Here is a 21,155-nt window from a genome sequence, read left to right on the forward strand (position 1 = left end):
ATTAAATCTCGAATTAAACATATTTAGCTAGTAATTGATGATTGCATTAAGTCCACATGTTTTTTAACAATTGACTTTTTAATACATCAAGACAAGAAATAATTATCAATAGTTATTCTTATATAACTTAACTTTTTGGACAAACATGCTCAATAATATCAGCTTAAAATTATCTTGGATATTTTTTCTTCCCCTTATTCTTGGAAGCTGCTCCACGACTTTAACATCAAAAAAACAATCTGTAAGTGAGGCTTCTCCTACTTTGATTTTTATTGACGATCATGCGATAAGTAAAGAAAACTTTGTTTACTTATATGAAAAGAATTACAAGCAAGACTCTTCATTTTACACTACAGAAAGTATTCAGGAGTATTTAGACCTATTCATCAATTTTAAATTGAAAGTTGTTGAAGCAGAGGACTTAGGTTATGACACATTAGATGCCTTCAAGAATGAATACAAAATGTATGTTAGTCAACTTGAAGAACCTTATCTAACAGAATCTGTATTCAATGATAGTTTAGTGAAGCAAGCATATGAACGTCAAAAAGAAGAAGTTCGAGCTGCACATATACTTATCAACTGTACAGAAGATGCTAGCCCAGAAGACACTTTAACGGCATACAATAAAGCTTTAGAAATTTTAGAACAATATAAGAGTGGAAAAGACTTTAGTACATTAGCTTTTGAATTTTCTGAAGATCCTTCGGCAAAACAAAATAAAGGAGATTTGGGTTATTTCACTTCACTTCAAATGGTTTATCCTTTTGAAGAAGCTGCATTTACTACTGCAGTAGGTGAAGTTGTTGGTCCTATTCGTACTCAATTTGGATATCACTTACTTCATGTTACTGATAAAAGAGAAAGATATGGAACACTTCAGGTGCAACATATCATGATTAAATCAAGTAGTAGAGCGTCTGAAGAAATTAGAAAAGAGCAAATTAAAACAATCAATAACATCTATGATAGCCTGCAAAACGGAGGTCAGTGGGATGTTTTATGTAAGACTTTTTCTGAAGACAAAAGAACATCTACAACCAAAGGTATTTTGCCTTCAGTAAATGAAGTTCGCTTCCCTCCTTCTTTCTTACAAGGAATAGAATCACTTAAAAACATAGGCGATATTTCTAAACCTGTGAAAACTGATTTTGGATGGCATATTATACGTCTGTATAAAAAAGAACCCGTTAAACCATATGATGTAATGTATGCATCATTAGAAAAAAAGGTAAAAAGAGATAGTAGGTCTTCTACAAGTAAGCAACAATTTGTTGAAAAACTTAAAAGAGATAATCAATTTGTAGAATTTCCTGAAAACAAAACATTGGCTTATTCTGTGATTGATTCTACTCTATTTGAAGCAAATTGGAAGCTGAATGATGAGGTTACTCCTAAAACTCAAAAGAAGACATTATTCAGCTTAGGTAAAAAGAAAGTGATAAATAATGACTTTTTTAATTTCATTCTAGAAAATCAAAAAAGAACAAACCAAGATAGTCTTGCCCTACTTTTAGATCAGTACTATGATAGATTCGTGAATAAGGTCTTAATTGAAGCTGAAAGAGAGCAATTACCTACTAAATATCCAGAGTTTGCTCACTTATCTCAAGAATATAAAGACGGGTTATTACTGTTTAGGGTAATGGAAGATTCTGTATGGAATAAAGCTACCTCAGATCCTGTCGCTTTAGAAAATTATTATAAAAATAATATCAATGATTATCAATTTGAAGATCGCGTTGATATTGACATTTACAATACAGGAAGTAAAGAGTTGGAGAAAGAAACTTTATTAATGCTTGATTCTGGTTATTACAAAGTTTTACCAACAGATATTACTTCTCTCTATTTCAAAAATGGAAGTTCATATCTATATAAATCAACTATTGGTGATTTGAACAATATTACAAATACGTTAAATCAAAACAATCAGTTATTTGTTGTATTCGATATTCAAATGCCAAAAAATAGTGGTACTGTACTTAAGAAAAATCGAATTAAGAAAATCACTGCATTCTTACAAAAGTCAAAAATTGACACACAAAAAATTCAATTTGTAGAAAGTGAAGGGAAACAAAATGTTGGTGTTAGTTTTTACAGCACACAATTATCAAACTATATTCCTACAAAAAATCAGATAAGTAATTTGTCTGTAAGCTTTGAAAAAGGTGTGTTTACTAAGGACAAACTTCCTTATGGTAACCAAATTGAATTTAAAAAAGGACGTTATCTATTTAAAGATAATGATAGATACATTATAGCAGTTGTAAAGGATTTCTTACCAAAAGGCCCAAAACCTTTTGAGACATCAAAAGGTGCTGTTATTGCAGATTACCAACAATACATTGAAAAAACGTGGCTAGACGAGCTACATAAAAAACATAATGTACAAGTAGATAGTGCTATATTAAACTCTTTATACGAGCATAAAAAGGCTATATAAAGTTAATATTAGAGGCACAATGTTAACTTTAAGTGAACATAGCAACTATATTAAATTACTCTTGGAGTAAATGCTTTGAAGAGTGCTATCATATCAATAAATTAGAGGAAATTCTAAGACAAATTAAAGTTATCAATAAGAATGCCTACTGAAGTTGAACGTAAAATACTCGTAGTAGATGACGAGCCAGATATAGTAGAAATATTAAGTTATAACCTAGAAAAAGAAGGATATAATGTAAAAACTGCTAATGATGGGAAACAGGCTGTTGAGATTGCAAAAAAGTTTTACCCAGAACTAATCATTTTGGATATAATGATGCCTGTTATGGATGGTGTTGAAGCATGTCGTCAAATCAAAGAGAATCCTGAATTATCAGAAGCACATATTATTTTTCTTACCGCAAGAGCAGAAGAATATTCAGAAGTAGCTGCATTTGATGTAGGTGCTGATGATTATATAGTAAAGCCTGTGAAGCCTAGGGCTTTAATGAAAAGAATTGAATCTATTTTTAAAAGAAAGAGTAAAAACAAGACATCGAAAAAAGACATTATCAATATTGGTAAGTTTTCTATCGATAAATCAAGTTATACTTTATACATAGATGGTGAAGCTAGAACTTTACCTAAAAAAGAATTCGAATTATTATACTTCTTGGCAGAAAGCCCTAACAAAGTGTTTAATAGAGACGACCTCTTGAGAAACATTTGGGGAGCCGATGTTTATGTTTTAGCTAGAACAGTAGATGTTCATATTCGACGTGTTAGAGAAAAAATAGGCGACGGATACATTAAAACAGTAAAAGGAGTTGGGTATAAGTTTGAAGCTTAACCTACATTTTACGACATTTGTAAACCTCATAACTAAATGTTGTGGGGTTTTTTATTTCAAAACATATCTAATATGTATTTCAACGCGAAATCTGTATCTCTATTATTAGCACTATGTGTTGGTGGCATTACTTCTGCCTTTTTATCCATATTGCCGGAAGTATCTACCATGGGGGCAATAGTAGGGTTAATCATATCGTTTTCTTCTACTTTCCTACTCACTTACTTTGTACTTGAGTTTATTTTTTTTAAAGAGATTGGAAACATCCATAGACAGATCCATGAATTAAGACAAAAACAAACCAAGAGTTCTTCTAAAGAAGTCAAGCAAAAAAATCCTATAGTGGATATTAAATCTCAAATAAACCACTATGCTAAAATGAAGGAGGATGAAATTGCTCAATTAAAAAAAATGGAGCAATATCGTAAAGAATTCTTAGCTAATATATCTCACGAGTTAAAAACCCCTATTTTTGCAACTCAAGGTTTTATTTTAACATTATTAGATGGTGCTGTAAATGATAAAAATGTGAGAGATCGTTTCTTAAAAAAAGCAGCTAAATCTCTAAATGCACTTAATATTCTTGTAGAAGACCTTTTGACTGTCTCTAAAATTGAAGCCGGAGAAATCAATATGGAATTTGAAGAATTTGATGTACAAATAATGCTAGTGGATGTTCTAGAACAAATAGAGCAAAAAGCTGAGAAAAAAAATATAACCGTTACCTTTGAAGCTCCAAATGATGACCCTATCTATATAAATGCTGATTACAACCGCTTAAAACAGGTAGTATTAAACTTAGTTGTTAACGGTATCAAGTATAATAAAAAAAATGGGTGGGTTAAGGTAATTTTGGAAGTAAAAGAAGATATAGTAACAATTAACGTGAAAGACAACGGTCAAGGTATTCCTGAGGAAGATCAAAATCGTATCTTTGAACGTTTTTATAGAGTTGAAAAAAGTAGAACAAAAAAACAAGGTGGATCAGGCTTAGGTTTAGCCATCTGTAAACATATTTTAGAACGCCATGATACTAGTATTTCTGTGGTCAGTACAAAAGAGGAAGGTTCAACTTTTTCGTTTGATTTAAAATTACTGAACGATACCGAAAATGAAGATACCGAGCTTTAAAAAGTGGATCATTTTTGAAAATGATAATTATATTTTAGTAAATAAACCCCCTTATATATCTAGTTTAGAAGATAGAGATAAAACTCTTCCAACAGTATATCAAGAGGCTAAAAAATACGCCGGAGACACTCAACTTTGTCATAGATTAGACAAAGAAACTTCTGGCGTTATGGCTATTGCTAAGAACCCTGAAGCTTACAGAAACCTTGCGATTCAATTTGAGAAAAGACAGGTAGAAAAAGTATATCACGCTGTGGTTGATGGTGTAGAAAATTTTGATGGAATCATGGTAGATAGAAACATTTTAGTTTCTGGTCGTGGTAATGTGAGAATTGATATCGAAGGTAAGCCTTCTCAAACACTAGTAAAAACAGAAGAGATCTATAAATTCCATTCTTTAGTTGCTTGTAAACCTTTAACTGGTAGAATGCACCAAATTAGAATTCATATGGCCTATTTAGGTAGTCCTATAATTTCTGATGAAGTATATGGTGGCCAAATCCCCTACCTTTCTCAAATTAAAGGAAGGAAATTCAAATTAAAAGAGGGTACTGAGGAACAAGCATTAATGTCAAGAGTTGCTTTACATGCAAGGTCTTTAAGATTTAAAGATGTGGATGGATCAGAAATATTTATTGAATCTGAATATCCTAAAGATATGAAAGCAGTGATCACACAAATGAAAAAATTCAAATAATATGATTTCTCCTTATTTTCAAGATCATATGTTGGGAAATGTTTGTTTTGGTTGTGGACTAGACAATCAAGATGGACTCCACATAAAAAGTTTTTGGGAGGGTGATCAAGCGATATGCGAATGGTTACCTGAAGAAAAATACCATGGTTGGGCTAACTTATTAAGTGGTGGTATTTTGGCTACTGTCATAGATTGCCATTGTATGGGCACCGCTATGGCTGATGCTTACAAAAATGAAGGTAGGGAACTAAATTCTGCACCTCATTATCGCTATGCAACTGGTACAATGAATATTAAATATTTAAAACCAACCCCAGTTCATCAAAAAGTTAGAATTGTTGCAGAAGTAACAGAAAGAAAAGGTAAAAAGGTAGTAATGACTTGCTCCTCGTGGTCAGGTGATACAAAAACTGCTGAAGCAGAGGTAATTGCTATTCAAGTCTTCAATAGCAATGATACAAAAGACACGAATCCATTTATTGATAAATAAATAACTTAATGCCTCACATTACACATCCCCTTATCGATCAATATATTGAAGATGTAGCTACTCCAGAAAATGAAATTTTAAAAGCATTAGACCGAGCTACACATTTAGAAGAAAATATGCCTCATATGGTCTCCGGCCATCCACAAGGTTTATTTCTTACAATGTTAGCTAAAGGAATGTCTGCAAAAAAAGTACTCGAAATTGGTACTTTTACAGGATATGCGGCTATAGCGATAGCACAAGGAATGCAAGAAAATGGTGTGTTACATACTATAGAAGTTGATGATGAAAAAGAAAAAATAATTTCAGAATACATAAAAAAAGCTAAACTCGATCATATAGTTCAACTTCATATTGGTAAGGCCGTTGAAATAATTGAAGGTTTAGGCGATCAATTTGATATCGTTTTTATTGATGCTGATAAAATGAACAACGATACTTATTATGAAATGTGTCTACCATTATTACGAAAAGGCGGATTTATCCTGATAGACAATGTTTTATGGAAAGGAAAAGTGGTCGATCAAAATGCCAATGATAAAATGACACAAGCAATTATGTCATTCAACAATAAAGTAACTTCAGACAAAAGAGTACAAAGTTGTATAATACCCTTACGTGATGGGATATTAATGGCTCAAAAATTGTAATTTCGCCATACAATAATTAATTTATTACGGAGAGTTATACTCTCAACCATTAATGACTTCACAAACTCAAGGTATACATAACCTATTATGAAAAAAATATATACTATAAGTTTACTTTTTGGAGCTTCAACACTGTTTACCTCCTTTAATAAACAGACTGATAATATCTCCTCAAATAAATCAGAAATTGTTGTCAATTATCAACCATTACAATCTGATAACCCTTATCCTATTATCACTAATGTTCAAACTAAAACAGTGAATGGTGAGGAAATCACTTTAGTTGATGCCAATAATATTCCAGCTTTTATTGCAGGACCAAATCAGAATTTAATGTTAATTGCCAATGCCTTGGGAGTTGATGTTAAAAAAATATACAAATTTAATGATATGGACTCTTTTGATGATCTTCAAGAGGGACATGTTTATTATCTAAAAGCTAAAAAGAGTAAAGGGCTAATCGTAAATCATACTGTTGATACTGAAAAAAACCTTTGGGAAGTATCACAAAGATATGGTATTAAGCTTTCTAAATTAGCGAAGAAAAACAGAATGAAAACAGACGAACCTCTAGCTAGAGGTCGTGTTTTATTCCTTCAAAAGAAAAGACCTAAATCTGTTCCTCCAAAAGTGGTAGACCTTCCACCTTTAGAAGAACCAATTGTTGAAGAAGAAATACAATCTAAGGAAGCCCCATTGGTGGAAACCACTGCTGTTATTTCTATAGGTGTTGATAGCGCCGCTCTTAACATTGATCCAAACAGCAAAACCCATACTGTTCAAGAAGGAGAATCTCTATTCACAATATCATCTATGTATGATGTTACTATGCTTGAACTTAAAGAATGGAATGACATTGGAGATAATTTAGCATTAGAAGAAGGACAGGTACTTGTTGTTGGTAAAGATGACGAAGTTGCTGTTGAAAATATAGTAATTTCAAATGCTGTTGCAGAAGAAGTTGCTGTTGAAGAAACAGACAACTCATTTGAAATAATGCCTTCCAATCAGAAAAGTTCTGGTGGTACTATTACTATTGGAGAAGCTGCTGTCGCAGGTGGTGCTGTCGTTGTTGCTGCTGGAATTGCAGAAGAAGAAGATAGCGGTAACACTGAAATGGCTGCTATACAAAAACACACTGTTCAGCCAGGAGAATTCTATTATGGTATTGCACGTCAATACGGAGTATCCGCTAAGCAGTTACAATCTTGGAACAATAATGTAGAATTACACCCTGGTGCTGAAATTTATGTTTCTAACCCTGAAGGACAAAATGCTTATAAAGCTGTCGCTGCAAACACAGCGATTGATGCGACAGGTGAATACACAGGCACTGTTTTAACACACACGGTTGAAGACGGAGAAACGCTTGCTTCAATAGCTAATAAATACGGTGTATCAGAACAAGATGTAATTAACCAAAACAAGAATCTTCAAGACCAAGGAGATTACCATAGACTTCCTATGTTCTTACAGATTCCTCAAAAAAATGATTCAGAACCTACTTTTACATCAAGAGGCCCTGCAACAACCACTGTTGATGAAACAATGTATCATCAAGCTGCTGCAGAAGTAAAAGAAGTAGACCCATATAATCAACCTGCTAAAGAAACTGAAGTAGTAGTTGCTACTACACCTGTAGCTGTTACAGCAACTGCAGAAGTTGCCTCTACTTCTAAAGCAGAAACTCATACTGTAGCAAAAGGTGAAACATTATTTGCAATTTCTAGAAAGTATGAAGTTTATCATAAAGATTTAATCCAATGGAATAACCTTCCATCAAATGGTGCTATTAATGAAGGGCAAGTTTTAAAGCTTACTGATCCAAACAGTGGAAGTGACACTTCTTTTCCAGAGTATCATATGGTAAGTGGTGGAGAAACTCTTTATTCTATTTCTAGAAAATATGGAATATCAATTAATGATATTAAAAAATTAAATAATATGGATTCTAACAATGTCAACAAAGGACAACGTTTAAGAATCAAATAATTTAATTCAAAATCTTATGAGCCATGATAGTCTTTACTATCATGGCTTTTTTTATGCCGTTAATTATAATTGACGATAATGTATAAATGATCTGCTTTTTCATACAAATCATTGATAGACAAAACTGAGACCTTTGTAAGGTTATCAATCACTAGATAATCTTTAATAATTCAATCTTAAATATTTCAATTTTGCTATCACTTATGAAAAAGAACATTATTATATTCGTTTTGATCCTTATTTCATTTATTTCAGTTCAAAACTCATACGCTCAAGGCTCGGTTTCAAACATCGCTATTGAAGATGAATTTCAACGTTATACCGATAGCTTAAAACAAACAGAATACGAATGGCATTTTCCTATTATGGGTGCTAAATTAAGAAAAATGGGATTTGATTTGCCTTTCCCAAATGGTATAATGATTAATTATGCTTACTCAAGTCAAGATCTAATGGTCAGTAATCTTAATGTTGGCTTCTCTCCTGATAAATTAATGAACGTTGATGGTTTAGCACGCTTTAATAGCATTACTCCAAATGTAAAAGCTGTTTCAGCAAGATATGACTTTTGGTTATTACCTTTTTTAAATGTTTATGGAATTGGGGGTTATATAAAATCAGAAACTCAAGTTTCATTAGGACTACCTTTTAATGCAGATTTCACAGCAAGAAGTGAAGGCCCTACAGTAGGTTGGGGTACTGTTGTTGCTGGAGGAGTTGGTCCTTTAGTTGTTTCATTTGATTACACCCAAGTTTATACTTTTACAGGGAGTACAGATAAAGCAACTAAAACGAATGTCTTTGGAGCAAGAGTCGGTCATATGTTTCGATTTAGAAAAAAACCATACAAAAATATAGTGGCTTTAGTAGGAGTTCAATATTTAGGCCTCAATAAATCTAGTGGTGGTAAAGTAGACATTGAAAATTTAGTAGGTATTACTCCTGAAGGAAAAATTAGAGCTAGTCAAAATTTAGATACTTGGTATGGTCAGCTGAACCCGACCGAACAACAAATTCTTAACCCTGTATATGAAGGGGCTAGTAGATACCTAAACAGCACAGACCCTGCGAATCTACATTATACTTTTGATAAAGCTTTATATTACCCTTGGAGTATGTCATTAGGTATTAATTACCAACATAATAAAAGGTACCAATTTACAGCATTATATTCTTTTTTAGGGAGTAGAAATCAAATTGTTTTTGGCGTCAATTATCGCTTTGGCTTTAAAGGTAAAAACCTTTTGAAAGGAGTAACTTTATAAGATATAAATCAAAAAACACTGAAAGGTATTCGAATAACGGATGCCTTTTTTTGTATATCAACCTATCATCAATTCGCACCGAACATTTATTAACAACAAATATTGACAACATCAATCTTTGAAGTGTTATTATACTGGGCTAGTCCAAAAATTTAATGAATGATCAATATATCACTAGATAAATTTTTGTACCTTTGCCGTGTTAAAAGTAAACGAAAAATTATTCAATTTTAATTATATAAATTATGCCAGGAACGGAATATTTTGGTGATGAAGAAAGAAAAGAAGTAATGGACGTTTTAGAGTCCGGAATGCTTTTTAGATACAATCATGATGATCAAAGAAATGATCATTGGAAAGCTAGAGAATTCGAAGAATTATTCCAAAATTATACTGGTGCAAAACATGCTCACGCTGTTTCATCTGGATCTGCTGCTGTAGCTTGTATGATGGCTGCCGCTGGAATCGGACATGGCGATGAAGTTATTTGTACTCCTTTTACATTTATTGCTCCTATCGAAGCTGTATTATTTGCTGGTGCTATTCCAGTATTTACTGAAGTAGATGAGACATTAAACTTAAGTGCTGCCTCAATCGAAGCTGCAATTACACCGAGAACTAAGGCTGTATTATTAGTGCATATGTGTGGTGCTGCTGCTGACTTGGATGGTATTAAAGCAGTTTGTGATAAACATAATATTAAATTATTAGAAGATGCTGGACAAGCTTTAGGTGCTTTCTATAAAGGAAAACACGTTGGCCTTTTTGGTGAAGCTGGTGCTGTATCTTTTGACTTCTTCAAAATTACTACTGCTGGAGAAGGTGGTGTTTGTTTTACAAACGACACTGATAAATATGAAATAATGGGTCAGTTCTCAGATCATGGTCACTCTCACGTAGGTGATAACCGTGGTATGGAACCTCACCCAATTATGGGTTTCAACTACCGTTTAGGAGAGCTTAATGCTGCTGTTGCAGTAGCTCAAATGCGTAAGTTGGAAATGATTCGTGAACAAAACAAAAAGAATAAAGCTATTCTAAAAGAACGTTTACGTAAGGAAGTGCCATTTATTACTTTCCGTTGTCTTCCAGATGAAGAAGGTGATTCTGCAACATTCTTAAACTTCTTTATGGAAACTCCTGAATTAGCGCTTAAAGCTTCAAAAGAAGTTCAAGGAGTAGCATATTGGTACACTAACATGTATCACTTTATTAATCAATGGGATCATTTAAAGGCATTAAAGTCTCCATACAAATTGGCTATTCATGATTATGAACATCGTCAAGATTGGAACACTATTGAATTGCCTAAATCACAAAACATCATTGGTAGACTTTTATCTATCGGTATCCGTGCAACATGGACTGAAGAAGAAATCAATGCTTTTGCTGACCAGTTAATTTCTCAATTGAAAAAAGTTGTAGCGTAAGACTTATGCATAAGAATTTTAAAAATATCGACAAAATCGTTTACGGTAAAGGTTCATTCAATCAAATTGATGACATCCTTGCTCCTAAGCGTGTAGAGAATGATAAATTCATGGTATTTATTGTAGATAAATACTTTGAAGGTAAAGATCTTGCAGATCGTATTCCTGCTCATGATGGTGATATGGTATTCTTCGAGGATATCGATCAATATGAGCCAACTACAGATCAAGTAGATAAATTAAGAGATCAAATCCTTGCAGACAAGGGTCTTCCTGCTGGTATCGTTGGTATCGGTGGTGGTTCTATTATGGATATTGCGAAAGCTTTATCTTTAATGGTAAATAACGAAGGGTCTTCTCAGTTATACCAAGGATTAAACCTTGTGAAAAACCCAGGTATCTACCACATGGGTGTTCCTACTGTTGCCGGTACAGGTGCTGAATGTTCTATGACAGCAGTTTTAACAGGTCCTGTTAAAAAGCTTGGCTTAAAATGTGATTGGACTGTATTTAATCAAGCAGTTCTTGATCCTGAATTATTAGCTACTGTTGATAGAAACCAATGGTTCTATACTGGTATGGACTGTTATATTCATTGTATTGAAGCTGAAAGTGGTTTATATTTCAATGCTTATTCAAAAGCATATGGAGACCAAGCTTTAGCTCTTTGTCGTGAAATATATTTAGGTGATGATGCAGGTCAAACTTTAGAGAACGATGAGAAATTAATGATTGCTTCTTTATTTGGAGGTCTTTCTCTTACTTACTCTGAAGTAGGTGCATGTCATGCTATTTCTTACGGTTTATCTAAAATCTTAGGAATGCGTCATGGTTTTGCTAACTGTATTGCTTTCAATCATCTAAAAGAATTCTATGGCGAAGCTGTAGATGAATTTAAAACTATGATTGAGACACATAAAGTAGATTTACCTCAAGGATTATCTAAAGAATGGTCTGAAGAAACAATCGACGCTATGGTAGAGGTTTCTTACAACCTACCTCACATGTGGAATCATGCGATCGGTCTTGATTGGGAAGAAAAATGGACAAGAGAAGATATTAAAAAGATCTTCAAACGTCTCTAATAATATAAAGATTGAAATTAAGTCCTCCATAAATTGGAGGACTTTTTTTATCTTCTTATTTTTTGACAACCATATTTATTTAAAACTATTCAAATGACTTCAAAAACAAACATTATTCTTGAAAAAGGTGAATGTAAAAATTGTAACTACCCTATTGATGACGACAAAAGGTATTGTCCCAATTGTGGTCAAAGTCGAGTAGATTACAATGTTAGCTTTTCAATATTAATAAAAGAATTTGCGGAAGAATTTATTAATTGGGACTCAAGACTTCTACATACAATACTACCTTTTTTATTCAATCCTTCTAAACTCACCAAAGAATACTTAAAGGGAAAAAGAATTAGATATGTACAACCTTTCAGAATATATTTTATTTCCTCTGTCATTTTCTTTTTTGTAATGAACCATTTAATCATTAACCCTGATGACATTACAATATCCAAAAACAATAATTTGACTGCTGCTGTTGATTCTATCGATTTAGCTTTAAACAAAAGTATAAAAGCTGAAATTGATCAAAATAAGAATAAACAAGATGATATTGATATTAATTTTGACGCTTCAGATATCACCGATTCTAAACCAAAATTCAGAAAAATCATTAATGCATATAAAAATAAAGATGATATTTCATCTGAATATATTAGAGATTCACTTGGAATAAATTCTTGGTTTGAATCAAAAGTGATTGAACAGGGTAAGCATGTATTTGATGATAATGGAAAGTCGTTTGTTAATGCAGCCTTAAGTAACCTTTCTATAGCATTTATGTTATTGGTACCACTATTTGCTTTATTCTTAAAACTGCTTTATATCAGAAAGAAAAATACAGATAATTTATATATTCAACATCTTATTTTATCTACTCACCTTCATGCCTTTTCATTATTCTGGTTTACAGTAATGTTGATGCTTGGGTACTTTTTCAAAGGTGAATTTATCACTCAGGTGAATGTTGTTATTTTCTTATATACTATTGTTAGTATCTATTTTATGCTTAAAAACTTTTATGGTCAATCCTGGTTAAAAACGATAATTAAAGCTCAAATTGCTTTTGGGTTTCACTTTTTTATCATCCTCATTTTATCCATTTCAGAATTGATCATATCCTACATCATATTCTAAAAAAAAGAAACCCACTGAGAGACGCTTTTCTCAGTGGGTCATAATATCAACCTAAATCCGTTTAATTAAACAGAAGCAGGTTTTTCATCGAAAATCGATTCTAAAATTGACATGGCAGCTTCTCTACCATCAAGTGCTGCAGTTACTACTAAATCTGCACCTCTTACGCTATCTCCACCTGCATAAACATTCTCTAAAGAAGTCATTCCTTTAGCATCTGTTTTTACAGCTCCCCACTTGTCAGTCTCCACTCCTGCATCGGTAATCCACTTCAATTTTTCATTATTGAAACCTAATGCAAGAATAAAAATATCAGCCTCAACAATAGCTTCAGATCCAGCAATTTCGCTTACTGCTTGACGACCTGACGCATCTGGCTCTGATAATTTCATATCTACGAATTTAGCTCCGTATACATTTCCATTATCATCTGCTACGAAAGATTTTGGAGATTTCAAGAAATTAAATTCAACCCCTTCGTCTTTTGCAGCTCTAACTTCTTTTCTAGAACCCGGCATGTTTTCTTCATCACGACGGTAGAAACAAGTTACTTTAGCAGCCTTTTCACGAATTGAAGTTCTCACACAGTCCATAGCAGTATCTCCACCACCAATAACAACTATACGCTTACCTTCAACATCATATTTCTTATCGAACTGCTTGTCTCCAATTTTCTTTTGAATGTTAGTCAAGAAAGGAACAGCCATATAGATGTTATCAGTATTGTATACCTCATCATCTAATGATCTACCTGCCATAGCACCTACTCCTAAGAATACGGCATCATAGTTTTTTCTCAACTCATCTAGAGTAATATCGTGTCCGATATCCACACCTAAATTTAACTCCATTCCAGCTTCTTTCAGCAATTCAACTCTACGTTCTACTGCTTCTTTTTCTAGTTTAAAACCAGGAATACCGTAAGTTAAAAGACCACCAGCTTTATCTGCTTTATCAAATACTACTGGCTTAACACCTGCTCTTAATAAGAAAGTAGCACAGCTAAGACCTGCAGGGCCAGAACCTACGATAGCAACAGTTTTACCTGTCATCTTATCAGCAAATTCAGGTTTGAAACCCTTTTTAAAGCCTTTCTCTGAAATCGCTACTTCAATAGATCCAATTGTAATTGCTCCAATTGTTTCTTCTTCATTACCATCGTTTAATGTACAAGCACCTTCACAAAGACGGTCCTGTGGACAAATACGACCCAAGATTTCAGGGAATGGTGAACTTTCGTTCGATATTTTAAACGCTTGCTCTAAATCTTTCTCAGCAATAAATCTTAACCACTGAGGGATGTAGTTACTCAATGGACAACCTACTGAAGAACAATAAGGGTTACCACATTGAACACATCTAGATGCTTGAGAAGCAGTTTCTGAGGTAGTATATACCTCATTTATTTCATTAAAATTTCCTACTCTTTCATCCGCAGGACGAAGTGTAGGTGTAATTCGTTCTATTTTAGTGAACTCGTACATAATAATTTCTTTTTGGTAAGGTATTGATTATATCTCGAGAAGGAGGTCTACTCCTTCTCGATAATCTATTAATTACCCTCCATTGGGTTTAATGGAGATTTCATGTCTTTAGATGTTACCATATAGAAGTAACGAACCTCTTCACGGAAGTGATCAAGAATATGCTTCGCTTTAGTAGAACCTGTTCTAAACAAGTAACTACGAAGAATTCTTTGTAGGTAGAATCTACCTTCATCTCCTTCATCTGTGTCAATACGAGTTGCTTTAATCAACTCTTGGTTCATTTTATCTATAAATGAGCTGTCTTTGTCATAAACAAATGCAACACCACCTGTCATACCTGCACCGAAGTTATTTCCTGTTTTACCAAGAATAACTACTGTACCACCTGTCATATATTCACAAGGGTGATCTCCTGTACCTTCAACAACTGCTAAAGCTCCAGAGTTTCTTACAGCAAAACGTTCCCCTACTTGACCTCTAACAAAAAGTTTACCTCCAGTAGCACCGTATAAACATGTGTTACCTGCTAAGCTTCTTCCTTCTGTTGCACCGTCTTTTGGAGTAATAATGATGTGTCCACCACTCATACCTTTACCAACATAGTCGTTACCAGTACCTTTTAAAGAAAGTAACATACCGTGGCTCAATAAACATCCGAATGACTGACCTGCTGTACCATTAAGATTAATCGTGATTAATTCTTTTGGCAATCCTTTTTTACCATGGAATTCAGCAATTTGTCCAGAAATTCTAGCACCGAAACTACGGTTAGTGTTTACTATATCTTTTTCAAGAACTGTTCTATAATGTGGGCCTTTAATTACAGGCATTAGTTCTTCTAAAATATCTTTTTCAAATTCATTTGGATCAAAAGGATCGTTAGATGCTTTCTCTCTGATATTTTTTCCTTCAGCGTAATATAATACGTCTTTGAAGTCGAACTTCTTCGCAAAATCATTGTCAACCACTTTTAACAAGTGAGTTTTACCAATCACTTCATCTAATGTCTCGTAACCAAGTTCTGCAAGGATTTCTCTTACTTCCTGAGCCATAGCTTGTAAGTAATTTACCACCCCTTTCACAGTACCCATATAGTATGCTCTCAATTGTTCAGACTGAGTTGCAATACCTACAGAACATTTATTTAAATGACAAACTCTTAAGATTTTACAACCAATAGTTGTCAATAAAGAAGTACCAAATGCAAAACTTTCTGCACCGATGATTGAGGCTTTTACAAGGTCTAAACCTGTTTTTAAACCACCATCAGTTTGTACTTCTACAAAATCTCTAAGTCCATTAACTTTTAAAGCATTGTGTGCTTCTGCCAAGCCTAATTCCCAAGGGTTACCTGCGAATTTAATTGAACCTAATTGAGCTGCACCAGTACCACCATCAGCACCTGAGATAATAATTTTATCTGCATATGCTTTTGCAACACCCACTGCAATTGTACCTACACCTGCTGTAGATACTAACTTAACACAAATTCTAGCCTTAGGATTCACTTGCTTCAAGTCATAAATTAACTGAGCTAAATCCTCAATAGAATAAATATCGTGGTGTGGTGGAGGTGAGATTAATGTCACACCAGGAATTGTACATCTTAATTCTGCAATCAATGATGTTACTTTTGATCCTGGAAGCTGACCACCTTCACCTGGTTTTGCACCTTGAGCTACTTTGATCTGAATCTCTTCTGCATTTCTCAAATAGTGTGGCGTTACACCAAATCTACCTGATGCTACTTGCTTGATCTTAGAGTTTTTGATGGTATTGAAACGAGATGGATCTTCTCCACCCTCGCCTGAGTTCGATTGACCACCAATAGTGTTCATTGCTTGAGCAAGTGCTTCGTGTGCTTCAGGTGAAATAGAACCTAAAGACATCGCTGCAGAAGTAAATCTTTTAGTAATTGATTCAATTGGCTCTACTTTAGAGATATCAATTGGCTTACGTTCAGATTTAAATTCAAAGAAGTCACGAATCATACGTAAACCTCTATTATTTACTTGATCTCTCAAATCTGCATAATCTTCTGCTCTACCTGTAACAGCAAACTTTCTTAAGCTTTTAGCAACAGTTGGAGCAAAATCATGATACTCACCACCTTCAGCATACTTGTAGAATGAACCTACTTCCAAAGGATACATCTTTTTGATATATCTTGTTTTGTATGCTGATTTATGATAAGCATTCAATCTTTCTTCGATATCTGCGAAATCAAGACCAGGAATCAATGCTTCACTTCTACGGAAACATTGACCTACAATGGCATTGCTTAATCCAATCACATCAAATAATGATGAATTTTGATAAGATTCGATAGTTGCAATACCCATTTTAGACATGATCTTTAATAAACCTGCATTTAAAGCCTTTTGAACTCTAATTAAAGATTTTTTACGAGTCATGTAAGAATCTGCACCTAAGTTTTCTGCTACTTGAAGTGCTGTACCGAATAATAAGTATGGATAAATACCTGTTGCTCCGGTAGCTAATAGAACGGCTGCTGAGTGGGAGTCATACACCTCACCTGTAACTGCAACGATTGATACTTGAGATCTCAGACCTTTATCAGCTAAATAATTACTAATGTAACCTACTGCCATTGGCATTGGGATCAACAACTGAGAATTAGATAATTGTCTATCATCTAAAATAACAATTGCAGTATCTTCGTCTCTTACAGACTTTTCTACTTCTTCACCTAAACGATGTAGAGATTTTTCTAAATCTACAGTAAAGGCTGTGTTGAATATTTTTGAATTATATTGATAATCATATAACGAATCTCCTTCTGTACCAAATCTTCTCAGTACATCGTAGTGTTCATATGATAATATTGGCGACATTGATTTTAATCGGTGAGCATTCATTGCTCCATCAATTAAAACGTTATTGTTTCTACCGAAAGTAACCGCAGTTGACATCACCATTTTCTCTCTTAATGGATCAATTGGTGGGTTGGTAACTTGAGCAAATTTCTGACGGAAGAAGTCTGTGAAGTTTCTTTGAACATTTGAGAAACAAGCAAGTGGTGTATCATCACCCATTGAACCTGTATCTTCTTTACCCGTCTCTATCATAGGACGAATAACACCTTCAAGAACTTCATTGGTAAAGTTATGGTAACGTTGTTTATCAACAACATCGTCATATCTATAATCACTCATAGACAAGAAATTCTTATCTACGTGCTCCATTAAGTACGCACTGTTTTCGTGAATCCATTTACCCCAAGGACGTGCATCCTTTAAGTAAGTATTGATTTCATCGTGCTTTAAAATTGTTCCATAACGAAGATCTATACCAATCATTTGGCCAGATTGCAATTTACCTTGCTCTCTGATATTATCTTCTTCAAGATCAATTACACCGTACTCAGAACTAATAACAATTCTATTATCATTAGTGATAATATATTTTGCAGGTCTTAAACCATTTCTATCCAACACACAACCAAGGTGACGTCCATCACAAAGGTTTAAAGCGGCTGGTCCATCCCATGCTTCAAAGTTACTTGCTGCATATTCATAGAATGATCTTAGTTGAGCATCTAAATTAGGAACGTTTTGCCAAGGCGCAGGAACTAATGATCTAGCTGCTTGGAAAAAGTCCATCCCTGCCGTTACCAAAAATTCAAATGCATTATCTAATGATGCTGAATCTGAACCTCCAGGAACTAAAATTGGGAATATTCTATCTAATTCTTCTTCTGTGAAAACATCAGATTTTAGTACTTCTTCTTTAATTGAGAAGTTGAATCTGTTGGCTTGAATGGAATTAATCTCACCGTTATGAGCTAATGTTCTAAACGGCTGAGCCAATCTCCATTGAGGAAGGGTGTTTGTTGAGAAACGTTGATGGAATACCGCAAAAGACACTTCAAATTCCTCTTGTTGTAAATCAACAAAAAGTTCTTTGATATGCGTAGGCATTACCAAACCTTTATATGAAACTACTTTTTCAGAAAAAGAAGGAATATAAAAACCTTCATCCTCTTTCAAAGCGTGTTCTACTTCTTTTCTCGTTAAATAAAGTAAAGCTGAGAAACGTTTTGTTGACATTAAAGCATTAGGAACTACAAATGCCTGTACAATTTCAGGTAGTAATTCAAAAGCTTGTTTACCCAACACTTCAGTATTTAAAGGTACTTTTCTTGTAAAAAGGACTTTTAAGTCATTCTTTTCACAATACTCTGAAAATACTTCTTTTTGTTTTGTTGGATCTGTCAAAAACATCATTGCCACTGCATAACGTTGCGGCAAATCAATTCCATTCATTTCAGCCTCTTTTCGCATAAAGCGATCTGGCATAGAAAATAAGAAGCCGGAACCATCTCCACTGACACCATCTGCAGCAATTGCACCACGGTGGATCATACGAGAAAGGGCTTCAATAGCGTCTAAAGTCATTTGCCTTGAGGGCTGGTTCTTGTAGTTGGCGATCATACCAAAACCACAATTATCCTTAAAGGCCGTTAATCTGTGTTCCATAAATAAAGCGTCTTCCGATTTTCGATATTAGTTTGGACTTTGGAGGTTTGTTGTTAGCTATAGCAACTTTTTGTTGAATTTCCTCAGAATAATAATTACTATCTATTCTATTTGTTTTGTCTTTTCCTCCTAAATCTCCTTTTCACAACACTCTCAAATATAAGAGTATTTTTTAATAAATCATTAATAAATACCACATCTTAATGAATATTTCGCATTAGAATTGAATATTATGACAAAATATATCAAGGTTGTTATATTTGAAACGTATAGTCTACTTGTTTAAAAATTGTATTTTATACATTTTATTTACGAATAATTCACTTCTTAAAATTATAAAATTATAGTGTATTTTTAGTCCATTGCAGAAATTAAAGCTTTTTTATTTTTTAGTGTTATCGAAGTTCTAGTATAATCAATCCAACCTTGCTTTTTATACTTACTCATTTGCTTTGAAACTGTTTCTCTAGAAGTCCCTATCAATTTAGCAATATCATTTTGAGAATAGGGATGTTTTATCGTTTCATTTTCATTAAAATTATCATCAAATAGATCTTTGATAAATTCTAACAAGCGTTCCTCTGCATCTTTACACACTAAAATCTCTAACCTTCTTTCAATTTTTTTTACTCTTAAGCCTATCAATTTATAAATAAACAAACCAAACTGTTCATTATCTCTCATTAGGTTCCTCATCTTATCAATAGATAAGAGACATAAGTATGTAACATCTCCTTCTGCTATGGCATATTCTTCTCTTTTAGCTTGCCCTAATAAAGTCTTCTCTCCAAAAATCTCTCCTTTAGATAGGATTAATTTCACCACCTCTTCCCCATCCTGATTGTAATTACAAAGCTTTACTTTGCCTTTACTTACCAAGTATATTTTTTGCTCATCATCTTCTGGAAAGTAAATTACATCCCCTTTTTTAAAAGAAAGGCCATTGGTTTTAAAGTAATCTTTGATTTTTGAAGGGCATAATATTGAATAAAGATCAAAATTATCCATGTGCCATATTTCACTCATATAGATTTTCTTTTAGGGTAAGATTAGTTAGTATGAATAAATTCTATTGTCATACTCTATTAAAAATAACCTTTTTAAAAAATAGAATCAAAGATTCTGCGTATCACTTCAAATTTAAACATAAAAAAAGGTGTCCGAAGACACCTAATCGTTTTTTTAATTTTTTATTGCTGGCTCAATCATCTTAAACAATTGATAATCGTACAATTCTTTATCCATAAGATGAGAGGGTGATACATTTTTTATTGAATTAAAAATCACTTCAGACCTATCTGGGTAATCCTTTTCCCAATCTTTCAGCATCTGCTTAATCATTTGCCTTTGTAGTTTTGGTTGAGAACCACATAAATTACACGGGATAATAGGAAATTCTTTTAACTGAGCGTATTCTTCAATATCTTTTTCTTTACAATAAGCTAATGGTCGTATAACGATATGTTTTTGATCATCTGTCTTGTAAATAGGCGGCATTGCTTCTAATTTACCACTAAAGAACATATTCAATAAAAAAGTCTCAATAATATCATCTCTATGATGCCCTAAAGCTATTTTTGTAACACCTAATTCTTCTGCGGCTGTATATAAGGTACCTCTTCTTAATCTTGAACACAAAGAACACATTGTTTTTCCCTCTTCTAACTTTTCAGTGACAATAGAATAAGTGTCTTTATTTAGAATTTTATAATTCACCCCTTTGTTTTCAAGGTATTCGGGCAAGATATGTTCTGGAAAACCAGGCTGTTTTTGATCTAAATTTACAGCGATAATCTCAAAGTCATATTTTTTTGTGGATTGTATATGAAGTAAAATCTCTAACATTGCATAACTATCCTTACCTCCAGAAAGACATACCATTACTTTATCACCATTTTCTATCAAATGGTAATCATCTATTGCTTTCCAAACGTTTTTGTGAAGACGCTTTTGAAGCTTTATTTGTTCTGCTGTTAATATTGCTGTCATTATAAAATCAAATTTCCACAAAGATACATGATTAT

The 21,155-nt window shown here is 33.4% G+C and carries 15 protein-coding genes; 11 read left to right on the forward strand and 4 right to left on the reverse strand.

What is annotated here, in order from left to right:
• Nucleotides 1-145 precede the first annotated feature (145 nt).
• From NH26_RS05940 to NH26_RS05990, 11 genes are all read left to right on the forward strand, one after another.
• A complete protein-coding gene (locus tag NH26_RS05940; protein ID WP_044219029.1) occupies nt 146-2,446 on the forward strand; it encodes a peptidylprolyl isomerase in 2,301 nt (766 codons plus the stop codon).
• Between the two features lie 141 nt (nt 2,447-2,587).
• Complete coding sequence (locus NH26_RS05945) at nt 2,588-3,277, forward strand: response regulator transcription factor (RefSeq protein WP_044219026.1); 690 nt, start codon at nt 2,588-2,590, stop codon at nt 3,275-3,277.
• Nucleotides 3,278-3,349: 72 nt separating this feature from the next.
• Entirely contained in the window at nt 3,350-4,408 is a 1,059-nt protein-coding gene (locus tag NH26_RS05950) for a sensor histidine kinase (RefSeq protein ID WP_044219476.1), read from the forward strand.
• A complete protein-coding gene (locus NH26_RS05955; RefSeq protein WP_044219024.1) occupies nt 4,389-5,105 on the forward strand; it encodes an RluA family pseudouridine synthase in 717 nt (238 codons plus the stop codon). Before NH26_RS05950 ends, NH26_RS05955 begins: the two co-directional genes overlap by 20 nt.
• Nucleotide 5,106: 1 nt before the next feature.
• Nucleotides 5,107-5,595, forward strand: coding sequence for a PaaI family thioesterase (locus NH26_RS05960; RefSeq protein WP_044219022.1), 489 nt, complete (start codon nt 5,107-5,109; stop codon nt 5,593-5,595).
• 8 nt (nt 5,596-5,603) lie between these two features.
• The gene (locus NH26_RS05965; protein WP_044219019.1) at nt 5,604-6,245 is read left to right on the forward strand and encodes an O-methyltransferase; all 642 of its coding nucleotides are present in this window, start codon (nt 5,604-5,606) and stop codon (nt 6,243-6,245) included.
• Between the two features lie 87 nt (nt 6,246-6,332).
• The gene (locus NH26_RS05970; protein ID WP_044219015.1) at nt 6,333-8,237 is read left to right on the forward strand and encodes a muramidase family protein; all 1,905 of its coding nucleotides are present in this window, start codon (nt 6,333-6,335) and stop codon (nt 8,235-8,237) included.
• Nucleotides 8,238-8,440: 203 nt separating this feature from the next.
• Nucleotides 8,441-9,502 (forward strand): hypothetical protein, encoded by a 1,062-nt coding sequence (locus NH26_RS05975; protein ID WP_044219013.1) that lies wholly within the window; start codon nt 8,441-8,443, stop codon nt 9,500-9,502.
• Between the two features lie 245 nt (nt 9,503-9,747).
• Nucleotides 9,748-10,932, forward strand: a complete 1,185-nt coding sequence (locus tag NH26_RS05980; protein WP_044219011.1) for a DegT/DnrJ/EryC1/StrS family aminotransferase — start codon at nt 9,748-9,750, stop codon at nt 10,930-10,932.
• 5 nt (nt 10,933-10,937) lie between these two features.
• Complete coding sequence (locus NH26_RS05985; RefSeq protein WP_044219008.1) at nt 10,938-12,017, forward strand: iron-containing alcohol dehydrogenase family protein; 1,080 nt, start codon at nt 10,938-10,940, stop codon at nt 12,015-12,017.
• Between the two features lie 93 nt (nt 12,018-12,110).
• Entirely contained in the window at nt 12,111-13,145 is a 1,035-nt protein-coding gene (locus tag NH26_RS05990; RefSeq protein WP_044219007.1) for a DUF3667 domain-containing protein, read from the forward strand.
• A 65-nt stretch (nt 13,146-13,210) separates the two neighbouring features.
• On the opposite strand, the gene NH26_RS05995 is transcribed toward NH26_RS05990, so the two are convergent.
• From NH26_RS05995 to ttcA, 4 genes are all read right to left on the reverse strand, one after another.
• Nucleotides 13,211-14,629: a glutamate synthase subunit beta gene (locus tag NH26_RS05995; RefSeq protein ID WP_044219004.1), complete on the reverse strand. Its 1,419-nt coding sequence runs from the start codon at nt 14,627-14,629 to the stop codon at nt 13,211-13,213.
• 68 nt (nt 14,630-14,697) lie between these two features.
• Nucleotides 14,698-19,131, reverse strand: a complete 4,434-nt coding sequence (gene gltB, locus NH26_RS06000) for a glutamate synthase large subunit (RefSeq protein WP_044219001.1) — start codon at nt 19,129-19,131, stop codon at nt 14,698-14,700.
• A 354-nt stretch (nt 19,132-19,485) separates the two neighbouring features.
• Nucleotides 19,486-20,157 carry a Crp/Fnr family transcriptional regulator gene (locus NH26_RS06005; protein WP_044218999.1) on the reverse strand — a complete coding sequence of 224 codons (672 nt, stop codon included), beginning with the start codon at nt 20,155-20,157 and terminating at the stop codon, nt 19,486-19,488.
• Nucleotides 20,158-20,313: 156 nt separating this feature from the next.
• Nucleotides 20,314-21,120, reverse strand: coding sequence for a tRNA 2-thiocytidine(32) synthetase TtcA (gene ttcA, locus NH26_RS06010; RefSeq protein ID WP_044218994.1), 807 nt, complete (start codon nt 21,118-21,120; stop codon nt 20,314-20,316).
• Between the last annotated feature and the right edge of the window lie 35 nt (nt 21,121-21,155).

This window comes from Flammeovirga pacifica (assembly GCF_000807855.2).
Classification (GTDB): domain Bacteria; phylum Bacteroidota; class Bacteroidia; order Cytophagales; family Flammeovirgaceae; genus Flammeovirga; species Flammeovirga pacifica.